The sequence below is a fragment of the Streptomyces sp. NPDC014907 genome (assembly GCF_055562975.1).
The window spans coordinates 705,681-725,886 of sequence record NZ_JBVHEG010000001.1; the positions used below are offsets into that span (position 1 = coordinate 705,681).

Annotated in this window: 21 protein-coding genes; 12 read left to right on the forward strand and 9 right to left on the reverse strand. The window is 75.4% G+C overall.

Annotated features, from left to right (window positions below; translation table 11 throughout):
* Positions 1–113 precede the first annotated feature (113 nt).
* Positions 114–800 (forward strand): PAQR family membrane homeostasis protein TrhA, encoded by a 687-nt coding sequence (gene trhA / locus ACZ3IL_RS03085; RefSeq protein WP_467385963.1) that lies wholly within the window; start codon positions 114–116, stop codon positions 798–800.
* An 18-nt stretch (positions 801–818) separates the two neighbouring features.
* Positions 819–1,433, forward strand: a complete 615-nt coding sequence (locus tag ACZ3IL_RS03090; RefSeq protein ID WP_467385965.1) for a TetR/AcrR family transcriptional regulator — start codon at positions 819–821, stop codon at positions 1,431–1,433.
* On the opposite strand, the gene ACZ3IL_RS03095 is transcribed toward ACZ3IL_RS03090, so the two are convergent.
* From ACZ3IL_RS03095 to ACZ3IL_RS03105, 3 genes are read right to left on the reverse strand one after another with little or no spacing between them, the layout of a single operon-like run.
* Positions 1,399–2,415, reverse strand: a complete 1,017-nt coding sequence (locus tag ACZ3IL_RS03095; protein WP_467385967.1) for a glycoside hydrolase family 26 protein — start codon at positions 2,413–2,415, stop codon at positions 1,399–1,401. The two genes, ACZ3IL_RS03090 and ACZ3IL_RS03095, sit on opposite strands and share 35 nt — an antisense overlap.
* Before the next feature lies 1 nt (position 2,416).
* Entirely contained in the window at positions 2,417–3,064 is a 648-nt protein-coding gene (locus ACZ3IL_RS03100) for a vitamin K epoxide reductase family protein (protein ID WP_467385969.1), read from the reverse strand.
* A 27-nt stretch (positions 3,065–3,091) separates the two neighbouring features.
* Complete coding sequence (locus ACZ3IL_RS03105) at positions 3,092–3,595, reverse strand: DUF5949 family protein (RefSeq protein ID WP_467385971.1); 504 nt, start codon at positions 3,593–3,595, stop codon at positions 3,092–3,094.
* 174 nt (positions 3,596–3,769) lie between these two features.
* On the opposite strand from ACZ3IL_RS03105, the gene ACZ3IL_RS03110 reads away from it, so the two are divergent.
* Entirely contained in the window at positions 3,770–4,183 is a 414-nt protein-coding gene (locus ACZ3IL_RS03110) for a tyrosinase family oxidase copper chaperone (RefSeq protein WP_467385973.1), read from the forward strand.
* Positions 4,167–5,033 carry a tyrosinase family protein gene (locus ACZ3IL_RS03115; RefSeq protein ID WP_467385975.1) on the forward strand — a complete coding sequence of 289 codons (867 nt, stop codon included), beginning with the start codon at positions 4,167–4,169 and terminating at the stop codon, positions 5,031–5,033. The genes ACZ3IL_RS03110 and ACZ3IL_RS03115 overlap by 17 nt, the downstream gene beginning before the upstream one ends.
* A 66-nt stretch (positions 5,034–5,099) precedes the next feature.
* Here the strand turns inward: ACZ3IL_RS03115 and ACZ3IL_RS03120 are convergent, their stop codons facing one another.
* The 5 genes from ACZ3IL_RS03120 to ACZ3IL_RS03140 all read right to left on the reverse strand — a co-directional run bounded on the left by ACZ3IL_RS03120 (position 5,100) and on the right by ACZ3IL_RS03140 (position 8,398).
* Entirely contained in the window at positions 5,100–5,381 is a 282-nt protein-coding gene (locus ACZ3IL_RS03120) for a chaplin (RefSeq protein ID WP_467385977.1), read from the reverse strand.
* A gap of 340 nt (positions 5,382–5,721) precedes the next feature.
* Positions 5,722–6,225 (reverse strand): hypothetical protein, encoded by a 504-nt coding sequence (locus tag ACZ3IL_RS03125; protein ID WP_467385979.1) that lies wholly within the window; start codon positions 6,223–6,225, stop codon positions 5,722–5,724.
* A 116-nt stretch (positions 6,226–6,341) separates the two neighbouring features.
* Positions 6,342–7,100 (reverse strand): hypothetical protein, encoded by a 759-nt coding sequence (locus ACZ3IL_RS03130; protein WP_467385981.1) that lies wholly within the window; start codon positions 7,098–7,100, stop codon positions 6,342–6,344.
* Between the two features lie 228 nt (positions 7,101–7,328).
* Positions 7,329–7,646, reverse strand: coding sequence for a hypothetical protein (locus ACZ3IL_RS03135; protein ID WP_467385983.1), 318 nt, complete (start codon positions 7,644–7,646; stop codon positions 7,329–7,331).
* Between the two features lie 512 nt (positions 7,647–8,158).
* A complete protein-coding gene (locus tag ACZ3IL_RS03140) occupies positions 8,159–8,398 on the reverse strand; it encodes a chaplin (RefSeq protein WP_467385985.1) in 240 nt (79 codons plus the stop codon).
* A gap of 452 nt (positions 8,399–8,850) precedes the next feature.
* Here ACZ3IL_RS03140 and ACZ3IL_RS03145 point away from each other — a divergent pair, with 452 nt between their 5' ends.
* The 8 genes from ACZ3IL_RS03145 to ACZ3IL_RS03180 all read left to right on the forward strand — a co-directional run bounded on the left by ACZ3IL_RS03145 (position 8,851) and on the right by ACZ3IL_RS03180 (position 18,628).
* Positions 8,851–9,987, forward strand: a complete 1,137-nt coding sequence (locus ACZ3IL_RS03145; protein WP_467385987.1) for a glycosyltransferase — start codon at positions 8,851–8,853, stop codon at positions 9,985–9,987.
* Complete coding sequence (locus ACZ3IL_RS03150; RefSeq protein ID WP_467385989.1) at positions 9,984–11,432, forward strand: exopolysaccharide biosynthesis polyprenyl glycosylphosphotransferase; 1,449 nt, start codon at positions 9,984–9,986, stop codon at positions 11,430–11,432. Before ACZ3IL_RS03145 ends, ACZ3IL_RS03150 begins: the two co-directional genes overlap by 4 nt.
* Before the next feature lie 2 nt (positions 11,433–11,434).
* Entirely contained in the window at positions 11,435–12,787 is a 1,353-nt protein-coding gene (locus tag ACZ3IL_RS03155; protein ID WP_467385991.1) for an O-antigen ligase family protein, read from the forward strand.
* 415 nt (positions 12,788–13,202) lie between these two features.
* Entirely contained in the window at positions 13,203–14,942 is a 1,740-nt protein-coding gene (murJ, locus tag ACZ3IL_RS03160) for a murein biosynthesis integral membrane protein MurJ (protein WP_467385993.1), read from the forward strand.
* The gene (locus ACZ3IL_RS03165) at positions 14,836–15,642 is read left to right on the forward strand and encodes a polysaccharide deacetylase family protein (protein ID WP_467385995.1); all 807 of its coding nucleotides are present in this window, start codon (positions 14,836–14,838) and stop codon (positions 15,640–15,642) included. Before murJ ends, ACZ3IL_RS03165 begins: the two co-directional genes overlap by 107 nt.
* Positions 15,639–16,802 carry a glycosyltransferase gene (locus tag ACZ3IL_RS03170; protein WP_467385997.1) on the forward strand — a complete coding sequence of 388 codons (1,164 nt, stop codon included), beginning with the start codon at positions 15,639–15,641 and terminating at the stop codon, positions 16,800–16,802. The genes ACZ3IL_RS03165 and ACZ3IL_RS03170 overlap by 4 nt, the downstream gene beginning before the upstream one ends.
* A 30-nt stretch (positions 16,803–16,832) precedes the next feature.
* Complete coding sequence (locus ACZ3IL_RS03175) at positions 16,833–17,495, forward strand: YveK family protein (protein WP_467385999.1); 663 nt, start codon at positions 16,833–16,835, stop codon at positions 17,493–17,495.
* On the forward strand, positions 17,492–18,628 hold the full coding sequence (locus tag ACZ3IL_RS03180; RefSeq protein ID WP_467386001.1) for a GNAT family N-acetyltransferase: 1,137 nt from the start codon (positions 17,492–17,494) through the stop codon (positions 18,626–18,628). Before ACZ3IL_RS03175 ends, ACZ3IL_RS03180 begins: the two co-directional genes overlap by 4 nt.
* A gap of 60 nt (positions 18,629–18,688) precedes the next feature.
* Here the strand turns inward: ACZ3IL_RS03180 and ACZ3IL_RS03185 are convergent, their stop codons facing one another.
* Positions 18,689–20,182, reverse strand: a complete 1,494-nt coding sequence (locus ACZ3IL_RS03185; RefSeq protein WP_467386003.1) for a glycoside hydrolase family 26 protein — start codon at positions 20,180–20,182, stop codon at positions 18,689–18,691.
* Positions 20,183–20,206 lie beyond the last annotated feature (24 nt).

The following is a 20,206-nucleotide window of genomic DNA, read 5'->3' on the forward strand; positions in this document are numbered from 1 at the left end:
CGACCGCACTCATTTGATCATCCGATGGAACTGCCCATATGTCCAGAGGGCCGCACATGTGAGCATCGCCACTCGTATACGGGACCTACGGGAGCGTAGGTACGATTCCGTACATGACTGCAGCTCCTCCGGAAGTGAACCCGGCCGACTCCTCCCCGGCGCTCCCGCTGAAGCCCCTGCTGCGGGGCTGGCTGCACGCGGGCATGTTCCCCGCCGTGATCGTCGCGGGCCTCGTCCTGGTCGCCCTCGCCGACTCGTCCCGCGCCCGCATCGCCTGCGGGATCTACGTCCTGACCGCGTGTCTGCTCTTCGGCGTCAGCGCGCTCTACCACCGCGGCACCTGGGGCCCGCGCGGCGAGGCCGTGCTCCGGCGCCTCGACCACGCCAACATCTTCCTGATCATCGCGGGCACCTACACCCCGCTCACCCTGCTCCTGCTCCCCGACTCCACGGCGAAGCCGCTCATGTGGGCGGTCTGGGCGGCCGCCCTCGCCGGCATCGCCTTCCGCGTCTTCTGGGTCGGCGCGCCCCGCTGGCTCTACACCCCCTGCTACATCGCGATGGGCTGGGCCGCCGTCTTCTTCCTGCCCGACTTCCTGCGCGCGGGCGGCGTCGCCGTCCTCGTCCTGGTCGTCGTCGGCGGTCTGCTCTACAGCGCGGGCGGGATCATCTACGGCATCAAGCGCCCGAACCCCTCCCCGCGCTGGTTCGGCTTCCACGAGGTCTTCCACACGCTGACCCTCGCCGCCTTCGTCGCCCACTACGTCGGCATCTCGCTGGTGGTGTACCAGCACGCCTGACCTGGGACCATGGTGGCCATGGCTGCCGAACCCCCCACCCGCCCCGGCCTGCGCGAACGCAAGAAGGCGAAGACCCGCGCCGCGATCCGGAAGGCCACCTACCGGCTCGCCGCCGAGCACGGCTGGGAGGCCGCGACCACCGACCGGATCGCGGCGGCGGCCGAGGTCTCCCCGTCCACCGTCGTGCGCTACTTCCCCGTCCGCGAGGACATCCTCCTCACCGACGAGGACGACGCCCTCCTCGAAGCCCGGCTGCGCGCCCGCCCCGCGGACGAGGAACCGCTGGAGTCCCTGCGCGCGGTCCTCCTCGACGCGGTCCGCGCCGCCCTCGCGGAGGAACCGGAGGAGACCCGGCTGCGCGCCCGGCTCATGGTCGAGATCCCCGCCGTGCGCGCCCGGCTCACCGAGACCACCGCCGAGACCGGGCGCCGCCTCGCCCGCGCCCTGGCCGACCGCACCGGCCGCTCCCCCGGCGACCTGGAGGTGCGGGTCTTCACCGCCGCCGTCCTCGGGGCGCTGCGCGAGACCACCGTCCACTGGGCCGAACACGGCCTGGGCGACGACCTGGTGTCCCTCCTCGACCGCACGGTCGACACCCTCAAGGGCGGCCCGGCGCTCCCAGCGCGCCCCTGACGACCCGCGCCGACGCCGGGTTGTCCGGGCACTCCCACACCCCGTGCGGGCAGTAGTCCGTCACCGTCTGGTAGACCGGCCGGTGCGCGGCGAACCAGTCGAGCATCCCCCGTACGTACGCCGGGTTGTCGCCGTTGCGGAAGAGCCCCCACTCCGGATAGGAGACCGGCTTGCCGTGCTCCGCCGCGAACCGCACGTGGTGGGCGAGGCCGTACTCCTCGTCCACCTGGCCCTCGAAGGGGAGCCCCTCGGGCTGGTCGTAGGCGTCCATCCCGATGATGTCCACGACGTCGTCCCCGGGGTAGCAGCGCGGCCACGGCACGGCGTCGCGGCCCCGGCTCGGCGTGAAGTCGAAGCGGAACCGCTGCCCCGGCACCGCCCGCAGCACCTCCGCCGTCCGCCGCCAGTGCGCCTTCCACGCCTCCGGGTCCGGACCGCAACGGTGGCTGTACGTGGTGCCGTTCATCTCCCAGCCGAGGACCAGGACCGCGTCCGCCAGCCGGTGCGCCACCAGCCGCTCCCCCAGGGTCCGGAAGTGCCGGTCGTACGCGCCCTCCGCGCCCCGCCGCAGCTCCGCCCGCACCTCGGCGTCCGGGAGCCCCGCCTCGCTGCGGTCGAGCAGCGGCACGTTGAGCACGAAGAGCCGCCCGGGCCGCTCCTCCTTCCAGCGGGCCCAGGGCCCGAAGAGGGCGGGATGTCCCTCGATGTTGGACCAGCGGTCGCCGGGGAGGTACGTGTGTCCCACGGTCAGCGGCTCGCCGCCGAGCCACTCCTCCACCCGGGCGATCCGCCGCACCCCGGCCTCGTCGGAACCGGTGAAGAACCCCGCCGGCACCACCGGCGGCGGTCGTTCCCCGGTGTGCCGGCGGTCCGGCGCGATCCGGCCGTCCGGCAGGAGCAGCGGGAGGAGGACGAGGAGGGCCGCGAGCAGCAGGACCGGCGCGGCGCGCGGCCGGGAGGACCGCAGGGGGCGGCGGCCCACGTCAGCTCGTCCAGAAGTCCCACCAGCGGGTCAGGACCAGCATCCCGATCACCCCGATGTGCAGGACGGGAGGGGCGAAGGCGAACTCGCCGAAGAAGGTCCGCGCCCCCGCCGGGGCGGGCAGGACGCCGGTCCGCACGTTGTGCGCGGTGACGCACCAGAACATGAGGATCGTGGCGGTCCAGGCGAGGCAGCACCACAGGCAGAGGGCGTTGATCTCGTACAGCGACTGGTAGGTCAGCCAGGCGCAGAAGCCGACGCCGAAGAGGGTCCCCGCCTGGAGGCCGAGCCAGTGCCAGCGGCGGTAGCGGGCACCCGCGAGCAGACCGGCGCCGACCGCGATCACCACGCCGTACGCGACGAGCCCGAGCATCGGGTTGGGGAAGCCGAAGACCGCCGCCTGCTCGCTCTTCATGACGCTGCCGCAGGACACCACCGGGTTGAGGCTGCACCCGGGGGTGAAGCCCGGGTCCTCCAGGAGCCTGAACTTGTCGAGCGTGATCACCCAGGCGGCGAGGACACCCGCCGCCCCGGTGACCACGAGCAGCCAGGCGAGGGCCCGGCCCGCCCCGACCGGGCCGCCGGTCCCCCCGGGGGCCTCCTCGCGCCGCTGCCCCGGCACCCCGCCCCGTACGTCCGTCGTCGTCATGGCGCGCCCTCTCTCCGCTTCTTCCGCTCAGCCCCGGAGTTCCCGGACCGGCACCAGGACGTGGGCGCTGTCCGCGAGCATCTCCTCGTCCGAGACGAAGGCGCGCAGCCGCTCCTCCTCCACCGGCCGGCCCGGAACGGCCTCGGGCCAGGGGCGCGCCGAGCAGATCAGATAGGCCTTGCCGCTCTCGCGGGCGGCGTCCCGCCACTCGTCCGGCACCGGGCACCGCGCCTTCAGGAAGGGCAGGTTGAGCACGGCCGAACCGCCCTCCACGAGCAGCGAGGCGCTGATCCCGGCGTCCCGCTCCAGGTCGAAGAGCCGGTCGCCGACCGAGAGGCCCATGTTCTCCAGGGCCGTCCGCATCGCCCGCCGGCCGGCTTCCGGCCCGTCCCTGCCGTCGCCGAGCGAGTACGCCATGAGGAACGGCGTGCCCGCAGAGCCGGCGGAGGGCTCGCTGGACCACGGGATCACCGTGAGGGTTCCCAGCGGGGAGGCGCTGCGAGCCGGGGAAGCGGCGTGGGAAGCGGTCATGAATCGGATGCTAATGCTCCAACCACCCTTTTCCCGTGCTCCTTCCACCCGAACGGCCGATATTCACACCGCTGGCATTTCCGCCGCAACGAACCCGGGTTTTCATCGTTGTGCCCTGAAGGCTCCCCCTACCTGCGGCGGGGGGACCCCCAGCCAGCCACCTGGAGATCACCGATGAGCGTCCCGCGCCGCGTCGCACTGCGGTCCCTCTTCGCCCTGGCCGTCACCGCCTTCACGGGGGGTGCCCTCGGCCGTGTCGCGCTCCGCGGGCCGGACGGGAGCCCGGAGGAGGGTCCGGACGACCCGCACGCCTTCGACGAGATGTACGGGGGCCACCGCATCCTGGGCTTCTCCGGCCCCGGGGGCGAGCCCGTGGCCCTGGTCGACGGCCGGCCCCTGCACCTGATGCGCTGCGCCGACGGCGGTTACGTCACGCCGGTCGACCACTACGAGTCCTGTCCGACGCCCCTGGCGGCGACCCGCGCGGCCGTGGACGAGCTGGGCGGAGCCCCGCTGTCCCCCCTCGCCGGCGCCCACGGCGTCCCCGCCGACCCGATGCGAGGGGGCCCGCGTGGTGTACACGCGTAAGAACCAGCGCGACCTGACCGCCGCCGAGCGCCGCCGGTTCGTCGCCGCCGTCCTGGAGCTCAAGCGCGACGGCACGTACGACCGGTTCGTCCGCACCCACATCGACCACTACGTCGCCGACGGGGAGGGCAGGCTGCGGGTCGCCCACATGGCGCCGAGCTTCCTGCCCTGGCACCGCAAGTTCCTGCTGGAGTTCGAGACGGCGCTGCGCCGGGTCGATCCGGCGGTGACCGTCCCGTACTGGGACTGGACCCGTGACAACAGTCCGGCCTCGTCCATCTGGGGCGAGGACTTCATGGGCGGCAACGGGCGCCGGTCCGACCTCCAGGTGATGACGGGGCCCTTCGCGCACTCCTCGGGACGCTGGAACATCGTCCACTCGATGACCCAGGGCCGCTTCCTGACCAGGGACTTCGGGCGCCCCCGCGACCCGATCGCGCTCCCCACCCAGGCCCAGCTGGAAGAGGTGATGCGGGAGCGGGTCTACGACGTGGCGCCCTGGAACTCGACCAGCCCCTCCGGCTTCCGGAACCGGCTGGAGGGCTGGGGGTCGGGGCAGGGCAACGACCGGTTCCGCATCCACAACCGGGTGCACCGCTGGGTCGGCGGGCTGATGCTCGGCGGCGGTTCGGTGAACGACCCGGTCTTCTGGCTGCACCACTCCTTCGTGGACCTGATCTGGTCGCGCTGGCAGCAGCGCAACCCGGGGGCCGCCTATCTGCCGGCGGAGCCGCCGCCGATGGGTGACGGGCAGCACCGCAAGGTCGTCGCCCGGCACGAGGCGATGGCGCCCTGGGGCGTGACCCCGGCCTCGATGTTCGACCACAGCCGGATCTACCGGTACGCCTGAGGCCCCGCGCGCACGTGTCCCCCCGGTCCGGAGGGACCGGGGGGACACGTGGGGGAACGAGGGGGATCAGCCGCCGTAGCCGCCGTCCTCGTGCTTGTCGTCGTCGACGTCGGCGTTGATGCAGGTGTTGCCGAACGCGGGGTTCAGCACGCCGATGACGTTGACGGTGTTGCCGCAGAGGTTGACCGGGATGTGGACCGGGACCTGGAGGACGTTGCCGGAGGCGACACCGGGCGAGTGGGCGGCGACGGCCTCGGCGCCCGAGTCGGCGACGGCCAGGCCGGCTCCGCTGAGGGCAACGGCACCCGTGCCGGCGAGGACAACGGCAGCCTTCGCGATGCGAGACATCAAGAACTCCTTGGACGTGGATAGCGACCGCAGGAATCACGGCCGTCATGCCCGTTCAACGCGGGCCGGGGGAAGGGGTCACGGCCATTGGGCCGAACGAGGAGAGAAAAGGGAAAAATGGCCCGCGGACCGGAATTCCGTCCGCCGCCGGATGCGACGGGACGGCTCCGGTCCGCGGACCGTGGCCATGCGACAAGCCTTCTCTTGCAACGACCGAAATCCCTTGGGGTGGCGGGGAAGAATCGTCCCTTCACCCGCCCGGTCACCATTCGCACAGGAGAACGGTGGTGCGGAGGCGCGGGAGAACGGGGCGGGGCGCCTCCGTTCGCGCGCCGGGCGGTCAGCGTCCTTCGGGCGTCACGCCGAGCGTGGAGTCCAGGGTGCCGTTCGCCGTGGGGGCGAGCAGACCGGCCCGGGGCGGGGTGAGGTCCGGCAGGCCGGCGCCGCGCGGCGTGGCCACCGGGTTGCCGAGGGTGGCGCCCGGGGTGGTCGCCAGCATCTCCGAGCCCGGGGCGGCGAGGAGCGCGTGACCGGGGTCGCCGCCCCTCAGGAGTTCGGGCAGGGGGGCGTCCACCACGGTCTTCGGGAGGGCGCCGACGAGCGGCACGCTGGGCAGGGTGACGCCGGGGAGGGAGTCGGTGCCCTCCTGGAAGCCGGTGGGCGCGCCGGGCACCGGGACGGGAACGCCGGTGGTCACGGTGGGGGCGTCCATCGGGAGGACCGGTTCGAGTCCCTCGAGCGGGACGACCACCGGCGCTTCGACGGCGGAGGCCGGTGCGGCCAGGGCGGCGGAGGCGAGCGCGGTCATGAGGAGTCCCATGCCGGCGCGAGAACGCAGAGTCATGCCCTGACAACGAGGCCCCCGGGGGAACGTGGCGGGTTTCCCCTGTGTGCAGCAACGCACGAGGCCCTCACCGGTGAAGGCGAGGGCCTCGGTTGACGCCGTGACGGTACGGAGGGTCAGTGGCGGCGGGCGGCGCGTCCGCCGCGGAGGTACAGGACGGTGCCGCCGACGATCAGGGCGGCGCTGATCGCGGCCGCCCCCATGAGCTCGGCCTCACTGCCGGTCTCGGGGAGGTGGGGCGGGGTCGTGGTGGGCGGCGTGACCGGCGGGTGGGTCGTCGGCGGGTGCGTCACCGGAGGGGTCGTCGCCGGCGGGGTGGTGGGCCCGCAGGGGTCGGGCTCCTCGCACTCACCGGGCTTCGGCGGGTAGGTCACCGGAGGCGTCGTCGGCGGGTGCGTGGTCGGCGGCGTCGTGGGAGGCGTCGTCGGCGGGTGCGTGGGAGGCGTCGTCGGCGGCTTGGTGGGAGGCGTCGTCGGCGGGTGCGTGGGAGGCGTCGTCGGCGGGTGCGTCGGCGGGTGCGTGGGAGGCGTGGTGGGCGGGTGCGCGGGAGGCGTCGTCGGCGGCTTGGTGGGAGGCGTCGTCGGCGGGTGCGAGGGTTCCTCGCCGTAGCCGCCCGGCTCTTCGCCGTAGCCGCCCGGCCCCTCCCCGGGCGCGCACAGGTTGCCGAGGGCCGCCGCGACGGCGCCGCCCATGGCCATGGTCTTGCCGCAGACGTCCGCCGGAAGGGGGGCCTGGACATGACCGGGCGCGCCGTACCCCGGTCCGTCGCTCCCGCCGGGGGGAGAGCCCGCGGCAAGGGCGAATCCGCCGCTCAGCGACAGGATGCCGGTCGCTGCCGCCGCGGTGAGTACTTTCCTGCTGATGATCGACCGCATACCGCTCTTCCTCTGGAGAAAAGGAGGGCCGGCGAGGATTCCCCCCTCGCTCCGTCCGGCCCGGTACCCACCGTCGTTCCCGTGGGGCTGGCGCGACAGTAGGAGGCGGGGCGTCCCGCGGAGCGGGGGCCACACGGCAGCCGATCAGAAAATCATTCGATCAGCCGACCGCGGGCGACTCTCCGGCCCGCCGCGCATGCCCGTGGCGGGCACGCCTCTGATGTGCCGTCAGCCGCCCAGCGGGAGGCCGCCCGGGACCGGAAGGCCGCCGGGGACCGGGAGACCGCCGGGGACCGGGAGACCACCGAGCAGCGGGGTGCCCTTGGCGGTCTCGTTCAGCCGTTCCGCGGTGTCCGTGACGGTCTTCACCGGGGAGCCCTCCGTGGTGTTGCTCAGCATGTCCGTCTTCAGCCCGTTGGCGGTGATCGCCTCCAGACCGGCGTGCGGGCCGGCGGGGGTCAGCGCCTCCGTGGCCATGGCGGGTGCGGCGGCACCCAGGGCCATCAGCGAACCGGCGACGACCGCGGCGACCTTGGTGGGCTTCATGGGGGTGAGTCCTTCCTCTGCGCTTTCACGTGACGTTCCGCGCGGAGTTCCCGGGGAGTTCCCGGGGGAAATGCCGCGCGGCGTTCTCTCTCTGTAACGAGGAGTGCGCCCGCCGGAAACTCCGGACGGCCGGTTTTCTCGGCACCGCGCCCGACCGGCGGGACCGGTTCCCGCGCGTCGGCCGCACATGCGTGCGGTTTCGCCGGAACGGCCGGAAGGGGCGGCCCCCGGGGCGCACACCCGTTCCCCCCTCCCGGCCGCCGGTCCACCGTCCTCCCGGAGCACCTGCGGACATAGCCCTCCGCAGTCGTGGAACTACCGAGCGTCACGCATCCGTTCGAGTGAATCCACCCTTCGGCCCCGCCCTCCGGAGGGGCGTGCGCCGTTGCACCGGGCGGCGCGCGAAGGCGCGTTCGGGGGCGTACCGATCCCGTGACGACGAGAAAAAGCCGGTGCGCCCACCCCGACGGGTGGGCGCACCGGCTTCGGAAGGACCGAGCGGAAGTGCTTGATCAGGCGTTGATGCAGGTGTTGCCGAAGGCGGGGTTCAGCACGCCGATGACGTCCACGGTGTTGCCGCAGAGGTTGACCGGGATGTGGATCGGGAGCTGGATGACGTTGCCGGACAGGACGCCGGGCGAGTGGGCGGCGACGGCCTCGGCGCCCGAGTCGGCGACGGCGGCACCGGCGGCACCGGCGACGGCGGCGGCGGCACCCGCGGTGAGGACAACGGCCTTGGCGATACGGGACATGGGGAAGTGCTCCTCGATCGAATACGTGCGACTCGGACCGCGCGGACTGTGCGACCCGACTCTCTCAACAACGCGCCGGATTTCCATCGGTTGCTCTCCCGAACGGGTGATGTTCGCCCCGGCGCCGGGCCGCGTGGGCCGCACCGGGCCCGCCGGACGCGATAGGACGCGACACGCGCGGTGGAGAACGGTGCGCCCGGAAAAGACAGTTGGTGTCGCCGGGCGGCTAATGCCCGTTATCTCCCCCCGTCGGGGTTATAACGTTCCCGAACGTTGCTTCCGGGCCTGCCGCGCGTTCACTCATTTCGTGTGGACGACACCTTCTCCCCTCCCGGCCTTCGCGGGTCTTCCCTTCCTTCTCTCATCAAAGCGGAGAACCTGTATGCGGAATTCAGCGGTTCCTGCCGTGCCCCGCGGCGCGGCGTCCGCCCGGGCGGACGTCCGGCGCTGACGTGCTGTCACCGAGCGACACGGACTCCGGGTCCGTCACCGTCCTGCACGCGGTCCAGCCCGGCGACGGCGGGGTCGCCCGCGTCGTCGCCGACCTCGTCCGCGCCCAGCGCGCCGCCGGCCTGCGGGTCGCGGTCGCCTGCCCGCCCGGCACCGGCCTCGCCGCCGCCGTCCGCGCCGAGGGGGCCGAGGTCCACGCCTGGCGGGCCGGCCGCGCCCCCGGGCCCTCCGTCGTCCGCGAGACGTGGGACCTGGCCCGGCTCGTCCGCGCCGTCCGGCCCGGCCTCGTCCACGCGCACAGCGCCAAGGCCGGGCTGTGCGCCCGGCTCGCCGTGCGGGGGCGCGTTCCCACCGTGTACCAGCCGCACGCCTGGTCCTTCGCCGCGGTCGGGGGCGTGACCGCCGCGCTCGCCCGGCGCTGGGAGCGCTTCGGCGCCCGCTGGACGGACCGCGTCCTCTGCGTGAGCGAGGCCGAGCGGCGCACCGGCGAGGCGGCCGGGGTCGAGGCGGACTGGTCGGTCGTCCACAACGGCGTGGACGTGGCCCGGTTCGCCGGCGGCGGACCGTCCCGCAACCCCGCCCCCACCGTCGTCTGCGTGGGCCGGCTCTGCCGCCAGAAGGGCCAGGACGTGCTCCTCGCCGCCTGGCCCGCCGTCCTCGCGGAGGTGCCCACGGCCCGGCTCGTCCTGGTCGGCGACGGCCCGGACGAAGAGGCGCTGCGGGCCGCCGCCGGCCCCTCGGTGCGGTTCACCGGGGCCGTCGGGGACACCGCCCCCTGGTACCGGGCCGCCGACGTGGTCGTCCTGCCGTCCCGCTGGGAGGGCATGGCGCTCGCGCCCCTGGAGGCCATGGCGAGCGGCCGGCCCGTCGTCGTCAGCGACGTGGACGGGGCCCGGGAGAGCCTGCCGCCGGGCCACGAAACCCTGTGCCTGGTCCCGCCCGGGGACCCGGCCGCGCTCGCCGCCGCCCTGGGCCGCCTCCTCGGCAGGCCGGAGCTGCGGCACCGCCTGGGCCGCGAGGCCCACGCACACGTACTCAGCAGATTCGATGTCCGGCGCACCGGCGCGGCCGTCGCGGACGTCTACCGCGAGCTGGCCGGTGCGCGGGGGGACGAGCACAGAGAGCCGATTGCGCAGTGACCACGGAAAGCACCAGCGTTCCCTCCTCGCCGGGCCCCCGGCCCGCGGCGGACCGGACCCTCGGCCTCGCCCCCCTCGCGCCGCCCCGCGGCGCGCCCGGCCGGCTCGCGCCGCCGCACGGCCGCCGCGTCCGCGCCCGGTCCGGCGCGGCGGCGCCGGTGGCGGCCGACTGCCTGGCGGTCGTCGCCGGCACCTCCGTGCTGAGCGCGGCACACCACGACGTCCGTTTCGTGCTGCCGGTCCTGGCGGTCGTCCTGGTGCTCGACGGGTGGGCCGGGCTGCACCGCCCGGCCGCGTACGTCCGGGCCCTGGACGAGCTGCCCGCGCTCGCCTCCCGTGCCGGGGTGGCCTGGTGCCTGGCGGCGGCCGGGGCCGCCGCGTACTCCCCGGGCCCGGCGATCGGCCCGGCACGGCTCTGCGCCGCGTACGGGGTCCACGTCCTCGTCGTGTGCCTGCTCCGCGCGCTGCTCCTCGCCCGGCGCCGCCGGATCGCGCGGGCCCACCCCCGGTCGGCGCTCGTCGTCGGCGGGGCGGCGGCCGCGCGCCGGTTCGCGGCGGCCGCCGCCCGGCACCCCGAGTACGGACTGCGGCCGGTCGGGATCGTCGGCGTGCCGGAGCAGGGCGGTGCCCGGCCGGCCGGGGAGACCGGGCTCCCGGTGCTCACCACGACCGAGGAGATCCACCGGGCCGTCATCCAGAACACCGTGTGCGACGCGGTGTTCCTGGACGACGCCCCGGGCCTGGTGGCGCTCTTCCAGCAGTACGGCTGCACCACCTGGCGGGTCGGCGACCGGCACCGGCCCGGCCCGATGGGCGAGCACATGTGGGGGTACGCCTGGCACCGGATCGTCCCCCTGGACGAGCGGCGCGGACTGGTCGCCAAGCGGGTCCTGGACGTCGCCCTCGCCGCGCCCGCGCTCGTGGCCGCGCTGCCCGTGCTGCTGCTCTGCGCGCTCGCGGTCCGCCTCTCGGACGGCCCCGGGGTCCTGTTCCGGCAGGAGCGGGTGGGCCGGCACGGGCGCCACTTCACCCTGCTCAAGTTCCGTACGCTCCGCCCCTCCGACGACACCGAGGCGGCCACCCGCTGGAACGTGGCGGGCGACCTGCGGATGAGCGCGGCCGGGAGCTTCCTGCGGAAGACCTCCCTGGACGAGCTGCCGCAGCTCTGGAACGTGCTGCGCGGCGACATGAGCCTGGTCGGTCCGCGTCCCGAACGCCCGCACTTCGTCGCCCAGTTCAGCAAGGTCCACGCCGGTTACGCGGACCGCCACCGGATGCCGGTGGGGCTGACCGGGCTCGCGCAGGTGCACGGGCTGCGCGGCGACACCTCGATCGAGGACCGCTGCCGCTTCGACAACCACTACATCGACCACTGGTCGCTCTGGCAGGACGTCTGCATCCTGCTGCGCACGGCGGGCGAGTTCGTCCGGCCCACGGGGAGCTGAGGATGGCCACGGCCGTGTCGCCGCCCGTGTCACCGCCCGCGGCGGCCCCGGCGGCGCGGGACCGGCTGCGCCGGGCCGCGCCGCTCGCCCCGGTCCTCGCCGTGGTCGCGCTGCTGCTCGTCCCCGGCGGCACGGGGGACGGCACCGGCGGCACCGGCGGCTCGGGGACGGTCGCGGACGCGGCCTCCGGCCTCCTCGTCCTGATCTGCCTGGTGCGGGTGGTGCGCGGCCGGGCCCGGCCGCTGACCCGGACGGCGGCCGTCGTCCTCGGCCTGCCGGTGCTGGGGATCTGTCTGGCCGCGATCACCTCGAACGACCCCGCGTCGAGCCTGCCGGGCGTCGCCCGCTACGTCCAGGTCTTCGTCCTCGTCCCGGCCGCCGTGCTCCTGACGGTCCGCGACCGGCGGGACTTCGCCGTGGTCGCCTGGGGCCTGGCCGGGCTCGCGCTGCTCCAGGGCGCGGTGGGCGTCGGCCAGTACCTGACCGGTACGGGCGCCTCGTACCAGGGCGAGGACATCCGGGCCGTCGGCACCTTCGGGGCGACCGACGTGATGGGCATGGCGACGGCCGTCTCGTACGGCCTGGTCGTCGTCACCGGGATCGCGCTGGGCCGCGGCCCGGGGCGGGCGCGGACGGCCGCGCTGGTCTGCGCGGGGCTCCTGTTCCTCCCGCTCGTGCTGTCCTTCAGCCGGGGCGCGTGGATCGCGACCGTGCTCGCCTGCGCGTTCCAGCTGCTCCTCGCGGGGCCGCTCCGGGCGGTCCGGGTCGCCCTCGCGGCGGGCGCGCTCGGGGTCGTCCTCGTCGGCGGCCTGGGAATCGGCTCGGAGCTGGTGGAGGAGCGGGTCGCCAGCATCACCCGGGTGACGGCGGCGCCGGACCAGTCGGTGACGGACCGGTACACGATGTGGGCGGCGGCCGGGGAGATGTGGCGCGCGGAACCCCTCACGGGCGTCGGCCTGAAGGGCTTCCCCCGCTACCGCGACGCGCACGCCTCGGTCGCGCTGTCCTCCGGCAGCGACACGGCGGGCGCGGGCGCCGGCTTCCACCGCCAGCCGCTGCTCTCCCCGCACAACATGTACCTGCTCGTCCTGAGCGAGCAGGGGCTGGTGGGACTGCTGGCCCTGGTGGGCAGCTGGACGGCGCTGCTGGCCGGCGCGCTGCGGCGGCGGCCCGGCGCGGGCTCCGGTCCGGGCTCCGGTCCCGGCGCGGACTGCGCGCTCGTGGCGACGGGCCTGCTCGTCTGGCAGCTCGTGGACTTCTTCTACGCGGACATCGGCGGCCCCTCGACGGTGCTGATGTCGGTCGTGCTGGGCCTGGTGGCCTGGTGGTCGCTGGTGGGGGTGAGGCGTGCGTGACCCGTGGGCCGGGGAACTCCGGCCCACCGACGCGCCGTGGGGCGGGGAGCCCTCCCCCGCGCCCCGTCCGCCGCGCGACGTCCCGCCGGGCGATCCGTGGACGGCCGGCCCGTGGACGGCCGACCCGTGGTCCGCCGGTCCGTGGGCGGCCGATCCGTGGGCGGCCACGGCGCCGACGGGCTCGCCGGAGGCCCCGGGGACGCCCGCCCCGCCGGTCGCGCCCGGGACGCCCGCCGTGTCCGCGCCCGCCCGGTCCGGCGTCCCCGCGCCGGAGGCGCCCGCGCCCCGGACGCCCGTACCGGAGACACCCGTACCGGAGGCCGCCCCCGCGCCGAAGACCGCGCCCGCGCCGGACGCCGTCCCCCCGCCGTCCCCCCGCCTCCGCCCCCGGCACCGGGCCCGCGCACGCGCGCGCGTGGTGCGGGACGACGGGCCGCGGGGACGGGGGTTCCTGGCCAGGGCGGCGGCCGTGACCGCCGGGCTCACCGCCGTCGGCGCGGTGCTCGGCCTCGTACGGGACCAGATCCTGGCCGGGTACTTCGGGGCCGGGGTCGCGACCGACGCGTTCCTGGTGGCGTGGACCGTGCCCGAGTTCGCCTCGACGCTGCTCATCGAGGACGCGATGGCGCTGATCCTGGTGCCCGCCTTCTCCCGCGCCCTGGCGCATCGCTCCGGCGGCGCGTCCGGCGAACTCGCCGACCCGGTGCGCGCGCTCGTGCGCGGCACGCTCCCCCGGCTCACCCTCACCGCCGCCGTCGCCGCCGCCGTCCTCGTGGTCGCCGCCCCGCTGCTCGTCGCCGCCCTCGCGCCGGGCCTCCCCGACCCGGCGCTCGCCGTCGACTGCACCCGGCTCACCGCGACCTGCGTGCTCTCCTTCGCCCTGGTCGGCTACTGCTCGGCCGCGCTGCGCGCGCACGGCAGCTTCCTGCCCCCGGCGGCGATCTACGTGGCGTACAACGTGGGGATCATCGGCACCGTCCTGGTGCTGCGCGAGCCCTGGGGGGTGCGCTCGGCCGCCGTCGGGGTCGCGGTCGGCGGGGTCCTGATGGTCCTCGTACAGGCCCCCTCCCTGGTCCGGAAGCTGCGCTCCGGGAGCGTACCGGCACCGGACGCGGCGGCACCCACGGACGGCCGGGACAGCCGGGACGGACAGGACGGGCAGGACGGCCGGGACGGACAGGACGGGCGGGACGGGCGGATTCTGGTGCTGGGGCTGATCGCGCCCGTCGTCGCGTTCTCGCTCTGCCGCCAGTCCCAGACCCTGATCGAGCGGTTCCTCGCCGCGCCGCTGCCCGCCGGCGCCATCTCGCACCTGAACTACGCGCAGAAGGTCGCGCAGATGCCGATGATCCTGTCGCTGATGCTGTGCACGGTCAGCTTCCCGGTGGTCGCCCGCGCCCTCGCGGCGGGCGACGCGGAGGGGGCCCGGCACCGGGTCGAACGGGATCTGCTGCTCGCCGCCGTCGTCGTACTGGCCGGCGCCTCGACGGTGATCGCCACCGCCCCCCGGATCGTCGAACTTCTCTTCGAGCGCGGCGAGTTCGGCAGGGCGGACACCACCGCCACCGCCGCCGTCATGCGGGTGTACGCCCTCGGCCTGCTGGGCCAGACGATGGTCGGCGCCCTGGTCCGCTGCTACTTCTCCGCCGCACGCCCGCTGTGGTACCCGGCCCTCGCCATGGGCGCGGGGCTCGCCGCGACCGCCGTCGCGGGCGTGCCCGGCGCCCGGTGCTGGGGCGCGGTCGGCATCGCCGGCGCCAACGCGTTCGGCATCACGCTCACCGCCGTCCTGCTGCTGCGGGGCGCGCACCGCCAGGCCGTCCCGGTCCGGGCCGGCCGGCTCGGCGCGGGGCTGTTCCGCCTCGCGGGCGCGGGCGCCGGGGCCACCGGCGCCGGCTGGGTCTGCTCGGTCGCGATCGGCCCCGCCGCCCTCGCCGTCGCCGTCGCCGCCCTCGCCGTCGCCGGCGTCTTCCTGCTGTTCCTCGTCTGCGCCCCCGAGGCGCCCGGCCTTCCACCCCTGTCCAGCTCCGCCCACCGGAGGACCCCCCATGCCCGCCGTCACCGCGCCGAGCCGTCTGCTGCCGAAGCCGCCCCCGTGGGGAGGACCGCCCCTGTGGGTGGCGATGTACCACTCGATCACGGACACCGCCGATGACCCGTACCGGGTGACCGTCTCCCCGGTGCGCTTCGCCCGGCAGCTCCGCTGGCTGGGCGAGCGCGGGCTGCGCGGGGTGTCGGTCGGGGAACTGCTCACGGCCGCCGCCCAGGGGCGCGCCAGGAGCCTGGTGGGCCTGACCTTCGACGACGGCTACGCGGACTTCGCGGACTCGGCGCTGCCGCTGCTCCGCCGGTACGGCTTCACGGCCACGGTCTACGTCCTGCCGGGCCGGCTCGGCGGCGAGAACGGCTGGGACGCGGCGGGACCGCGCAAGCGGCTGCTCTCCGGGGACGCCGTCCGGCGGATCGCCCGCGCCGGGATGGAGATCGGCTCGCACGGCCTCACGCACGTTCCGCTCCCCGAGGCCGACGACCGGACGCTGGCCGCCGAGACCCTGCACAGCCGCGAGCTCCTGGAGGAGCTGACGGGCGGCCCGGTGGAGGGCTTCTGCTACCCGTACGGGCGGGTCGACCGGCGCGCCATGCGGGCCGTGCGCGAGGCCGGCTACCGCTACGCCTGCGCGATCGACCCGGGCCCGTACACCGGCACGTACGCCCTGCCCCGCGTCCACATCGGCGAGAACGACACCTCCTGGCGGCTCGCGGCCAAGCGCCTCCTGCACCCGCTGCGCCGCCGTCGCCCCGCCGACCTGGCGGCCCCCGCCCGGTACGGTCCGGCCGTGGTCGGTGCCCGGTGAGGGTCCTGCACGTCATCACCGGCCTCGGCATCGGCGGCGCCGAGCAGCAGCTGCGGCTCCTGCTGCGCCACCTGCCCGTGCGGAGCGAGGTGGTGACGCTCACCAACCCGGGCCCGGTCGCGGCGGGCATCGAGGCGGACGGCACCCCCGTCATCCACCTCGGCATGACCGGGAACCGTGACCTCGGCGCGCTGCCCCGGCTCGTCCGGATCGTCCGGCGGGGCCGCTACGACCTCGTCCACACGCACCTGTACCGGGCGTGCGTGTACGGCAGGGCGGCGGCCCGGATCGCCGGGGTGCGCCGGATCGTCGCCACCGAGCACTCCCTCGGCGAGACCCAGATCGAGGGCCGGCCGCTGTCGGCGGGCACCCGCGCCCTGTACCTGGCGTCGGAGCGGCTCGGCACGTCCACGGTCGCCGTCTCGGCCGGCGTGGCCCGCCGGCTCGCCGGCTGGGGCGTGCCCGGGGACCGCGTCCGGGTGGTGCCGAACGGCATCGAGACGGGCCGGTTCGCCTTCGACGCGGAGGCCCGCCGGCGCACCCGGGCCGCCCTCGGCCTCCCGGCGGACGCGTACGTCGTCGGCGGGGTGGGACGGCTGGCGCCCGGGAAACGGTTCGACCTGCTCGTACGGGCGGTGGCGGCGGTGCCGGAGGCCCGGCTGCTCCTCGTCGGCGAGGGCGCTGAACGGGAGGCGCTGCTGCGGCTGGCCGGCGACCTCGGGGCGGCCGGCCGGGTGCTCCTCACCGGAGCCTGCGAGGACCCCCCGGCCCCCGGTTCGGCCGGGCCCGCGCTGCCCGGTCTGCTCGCCGCGATGGACGTCTTCGTGTCGGCCTCCCCCGACGAGACCTTCGGGCTCGCGGTCGTGGAGGCGCTGGCGGCGGGCCTTCCCGTCCTGTACGCGGCCTGTCCGGCGGTCGAGGACCTGCCGCCGGAGGCGGCCCCGGGCGCACGCCGGATCACCGGCTCCGTGTCCGGGCTGGCCGACGCCCTGCACGGCCTCCGGGACGCCCGGACCGCCCGGCTGCCGGTGCCGGAGGCCGCCCGCCACTACGACATCGCGCACAGCGCCCGCCGGCTGGCGTCCCTCTACGAGCAGACCGTGCACGGCGTCCCGCCCCGGCCCCGGTCCCCGTCCCGACCTCCGTCCCCGTCCCCGTGAAGCATCCGTGAAGTGGGAGAAACCCGACCCGTGAAGACCACACCCTTCCGCCCCTTCCCGCCCGCCGGGCCGCGCCTCCCCGGCCGCTGGGCGGTGCTGCCCGCCGCCGTCCTCGCCGGGGCCGCCCTCGGCGGCGGCTACGGGGCGCTGAAGACCCCGGAGTACGCGGCGACCAGCCACGTCATCGTCGTGCCGGCCGGAAAGTCCGACCCGGCGGGGACGGTCGGCTTCGCCCAGGCGTACGGGCGGGTCGCCACCGACATCGCGGTGACCGGCGACGCCCAGGTGTGGGCCGGGGTGACCGCCGGCGAGCTGCGGAGGAGCGTGACGGCGGAGACCTCCCCGGACGCCCCGATGATCTCGATCACCGCCCGGTCCGCGAAGCCCGCCGAGGCGGTCGCCATGGCCGACGGGGTGGCCCGCGCGCTGGTCCTCGACAGCGCGCACGTGGCGGACAGCACGGGCGTGAAGGTCGTGCGGTTCTCCCGCGCCGCGAAGCCCGCGGACCCGGTCTCGCCGTCCGCGCCGCTCTCCGCGCTCGTCGGCGGCTGCGCGGGCGGACTCCTCGGCGGTCTGGCCCTCCTCGTCCGCCCGAAGCGCGCCGCCGCGCACGGCGAGGCCCGCCACTCCCGCCAGGCCGGGGCCGCCGTGCCCGCCCCGGCGGCCGCCGCGCACCAGCCGGAGACGGCGTGACCCCGGGGGCCCCGCGGACCGAGGTCTGCCGCGACGGGGAGGCCTTCGGGCGGCTCGCGGCCGAGTGGACGGCGCTGTACCGGCGCTGCTCCTCCGCCACCCCCTTCCAGTCCCACTCCTGGCTGCACTCCTGGTGGCTCTCGTACGGGCGGCCCGGCGCGCTGCGGGTGGTGCTCGTACGGCGGGAGGACGGCGGGCTCGTGGCCGCCGCGCCCCTGATGCGGGCCCGGGGGCCGCTGCCCGTCCTCACCCCGCTCGGCGGCCCGATCAGCGACTTCACGGACGTGCTCCTCGACGACGGCTGTCCGGAGGCGGTGCCCGCCCTGGTCCGGGGGGTCGCGCGGGCCGCCCGGGGCGCGGTGGTCGACCTGAGGGAGGTCCGGCCGGGCGCGGCCAGCGAACGGCTCTTCGCCCGGTGGCCCGGTCCGCGCCGGGAGCTGCCCGACTCGCTGTGCCTGGAGCTGCCCGCCGTACCGATGGAGGGGCTCCTCGCCCGCATCCCCTCCGGAAAGGCCCAGCGGGTCCGTGCCAAGCTGCGCAAGGTGGACGCGCTCGGCATCGACGCGCGGGTGGTGACCGGCGAGGAGGTCCCGGCCGCCCTGGACCGGCTCCTGCGGCTCCACCGGCTCCAGTGGCAGGGGCGGGGCGTGACCGCCGAGCACACCAGCGAGCGGTTCGCCCAGCACCTCGTCCGGGCCGTGCGGCCCATGGTGGAGCGCGGGGACGCGATGGTCACCGAGTTCCGGCTCGCCGGGGACGTGGTCGCCGCCGACCTGACCCTGATGTCGCCCCGGCTGGCCGGCGGATACCTGTACGGGGCCGACCCGGAGCTGCGCGCCCGCAAGGTGGACGTGGCGGCGATGCTGCTGCGGCACGGGGCGCGCGAGGCCGGCGCGGGCGGGCGGGCCACCCTGAGCATGCTGCGGGGCAGCGAACCGTACAAGCACCACTGGCGTCCGGAACCCGTCCACAACCGGCGGCTGCTCCTCGCCGGTCCCGGCGCGGCTCCGCTGCTCCGGCTGCGGGCGGGCGCGGCCGGCGCGCGGCGCTGGGCGGCGCGGCAGGCACGGGAACGCGCCTGGGCGGGACGGCTGCTCGCCCGCGCGGGGAAGCACGTGCCGCGCGGCGGGTGAGTTCCCGCCGCCGTCGCGGGGAACGGTCCCCCGGCCCGTCCGGCCGGGGGACCGGGCCGGTCAGAAGGGCCAGGCGCTCGTGAACGCGTCCTTCCAGCCGGAGTCCGTCCCGCTCTTCCAGATGTCCTCCGGCAGGCAGACGGACCCGCCGAGCCAGCTCTCCACCCAGGAACCGAGCCCCACGGTCCAGCAGGCGGCCGGGGGCTTGGGCTCCGGTTTCGGCTCGGGCTTGGGCTCGGGCTTCGGCTCGGGCTCCGGCTCCGGTTCGGGCTCCGGTTTCGGCTCCGGCTTGGGCTCGGGCTTCGGCTCGGGCTTCGGCTCGGGCTTCGGCTCGGGCTTGGGCTCCGGCTTCGGCTCCGGTTTGGGCTCGGGCTCGGGCTTCGGCTCCGGTTCGGGCTCCGGCTTGGGCTCCGGTTTGGGCTCCGGCTTCGGCTCGGGCTCCGGCTTCGGCTCGGGCTTCGGCTCCGGCTTGGGCTCCGGCTTCGGCTCCGGCTTGGGCTCCGGCTTCGGCTCGGGCTCGGTCGGGAGTTCCGGTTCCTTCCCGTACAGCATTTCGCGGAACACCAGCGACGACTCCGGATTGTCGTCGCACTGCCAGACGCCGTGCGGACAGTAATCGGTGATCGTGTGGTAAAGCGGCTTGTGCTGGTTCATCCATTCGAGCATGCGCCGCATGTATTCCGGGTTGTCCCCGTTGCGGAAGAGGCCCCATTCGGGGTACGAGATCAGCTTTCCGTGCTCGGCCGCGAAATCGACCTGCTTCCGGAGCCCGTACGGCTCGTTGACGTGCTGGTCGAAACTGCTTCCCGGCGGCTGGTCGTACGAGTCCATGCCGATGATGTCGACGACGCCGTCGCCCGGATAGCACTCGGTCCACGGCACGGCGTCGAGGCCGCGGCTCGGGTTGAAGTCGAAGCGGAACTCCTGGCCCGGCACGGAGCGCATGGCGGTGACGATGCGGTTCCAGTACTCCTTCCACGCGGCGGGGTCGGGACCGCACCGGTGGGTGTAGGTGGTGCCGTTCATCTCCCAGCCGAGGACGATGACGGTGTCCTTCGCCCCCAGCGCGACGAGCCGCTCGGCCAGGGTCCTGAAGTGGTGGTCGTAGCGGCCGGACGCGCCGAGGCCGAGCTGTCTGCGGACCTCGGCGTCGGGGAGGCGGGCCTCGTTGCGTTCCAGCATGGGGACGTTGAGGACGAAGAGGCGGTCGGCCTTCTCGTTGCGCCAGTCCGCCCAGGCGTCGAGGAAGCCGGGAGGGCCCTCGATGTTCTTCCAGCGGTCGCCCGGCAGGTAGGTGTGGCCGACGCGGAGTTCGCGGCCGCCGAGCCAGCGTTCGAGTTCGGCGATGCGGGCGACCCCGTGCGCGCCGGAGGAGAGGAAGGCGCCCATGGCGCCGGCGAGCGGCGACGGCCCCGGGTCCCGCGCCGTCCCGGACACGGGCGCGGAGGCGTGGGCGGGGGCGGGGGACGACAGGACGGCCGGACCCGCGGCGAGGAGGGCGGCGGTGAACACCCCCAGCCATGTTCTCGGTGTTCTCCGGTGTACGACTGCCACGGCCGCTCCTCCATGTCGAGTGTC

Bases quoted from the DNA above. Each gene is read 5' to 3' on its own strand.
- ACZ3IL_RS03100 (WP_467385969.1), bottom strand. From the start codon at position 3,064: ATGACGACGACGGACGTACGGGGCGGGGTGCCGGGGCAGCGGCGCGAG.
- ACZ3IL_RS03105 (WP_467385971.1), bottom strand. From the start codon at position 3,595: ATGACCGCTTCCCACGCCGCTTCCCCGGCTCGCAGCGCCTCCCCGCTG.
- trhA (WP_467385963.1), top strand. From the start codon at position 114: ATGACTGCAGCTCCTCCGGAAGTGAACCCGGCCGACTCCTCCCCGGCG.
- ACZ3IL_RS03120 (WP_467385977.1), bottom strand. From the start codon at position 5,381: ATGTCTCGCATCGCGAAGGCTGCCGTTGTCCTCGCCGGCACGGGTGCC.
- ACZ3IL_RS03140 (WP_467385985.1), bottom strand. From the start codon at position 8,398: ATGTCCCGTATCGCCAAGGCCGTTGTCCTCACCGCGGGTGCCGCCGCC.
- ACZ3IL_RS03165 (WP_467385995.1), top strand. From the start codon at position 14,836: ATGCCCGCCGTCACCGCGCCGAGCCGTCTGCTGCCGAAGCCGCCCCCG.
- ACZ3IL_RS03090 (WP_467385965.1), top strand. From the start codon at position 819: ATGGCTGCCGAACCCCCCACCCGCCCCGGCCTGCGCGAACGCAAGAAG.
- ACZ3IL_RS03125 (WP_467385979.1), bottom strand. From the start codon at position 6,225: ATGACTCTGCGTTCTCGCGCCGGCATGGGACTCCTCATGACCGCGCTC.
- ACZ3IL_RS03130 (WP_467385981.1), bottom strand. From the start codon at position 7,100: ATGCGGTCGATCATCAGCAGGAAAGTACTCACCGCGGCGGCAGCGACC.
- ACZ3IL_RS03135 (WP_467385983.1), bottom strand. From the start codon at position 7,646: ATGAAGCCCACCAAGGTCGCCGCGGTCGTCGCCGGTTCGCTGATGGCC.
- ACZ3IL_RS03155 (WP_467385991.1), top strand. From the start codon at position 11,435: ATGGCCACGGCCGTGTCGCCGCCCGTGTCACCGCCCGCGGCGGCCCCG.
- ACZ3IL_RS03110 (WP_467385973.1), top strand. From the start codon at position 3,770: ATGAGCGTCCCGCGCCGCGTCGCACTGCGGTCCCTCTTCGCCCTGGCC.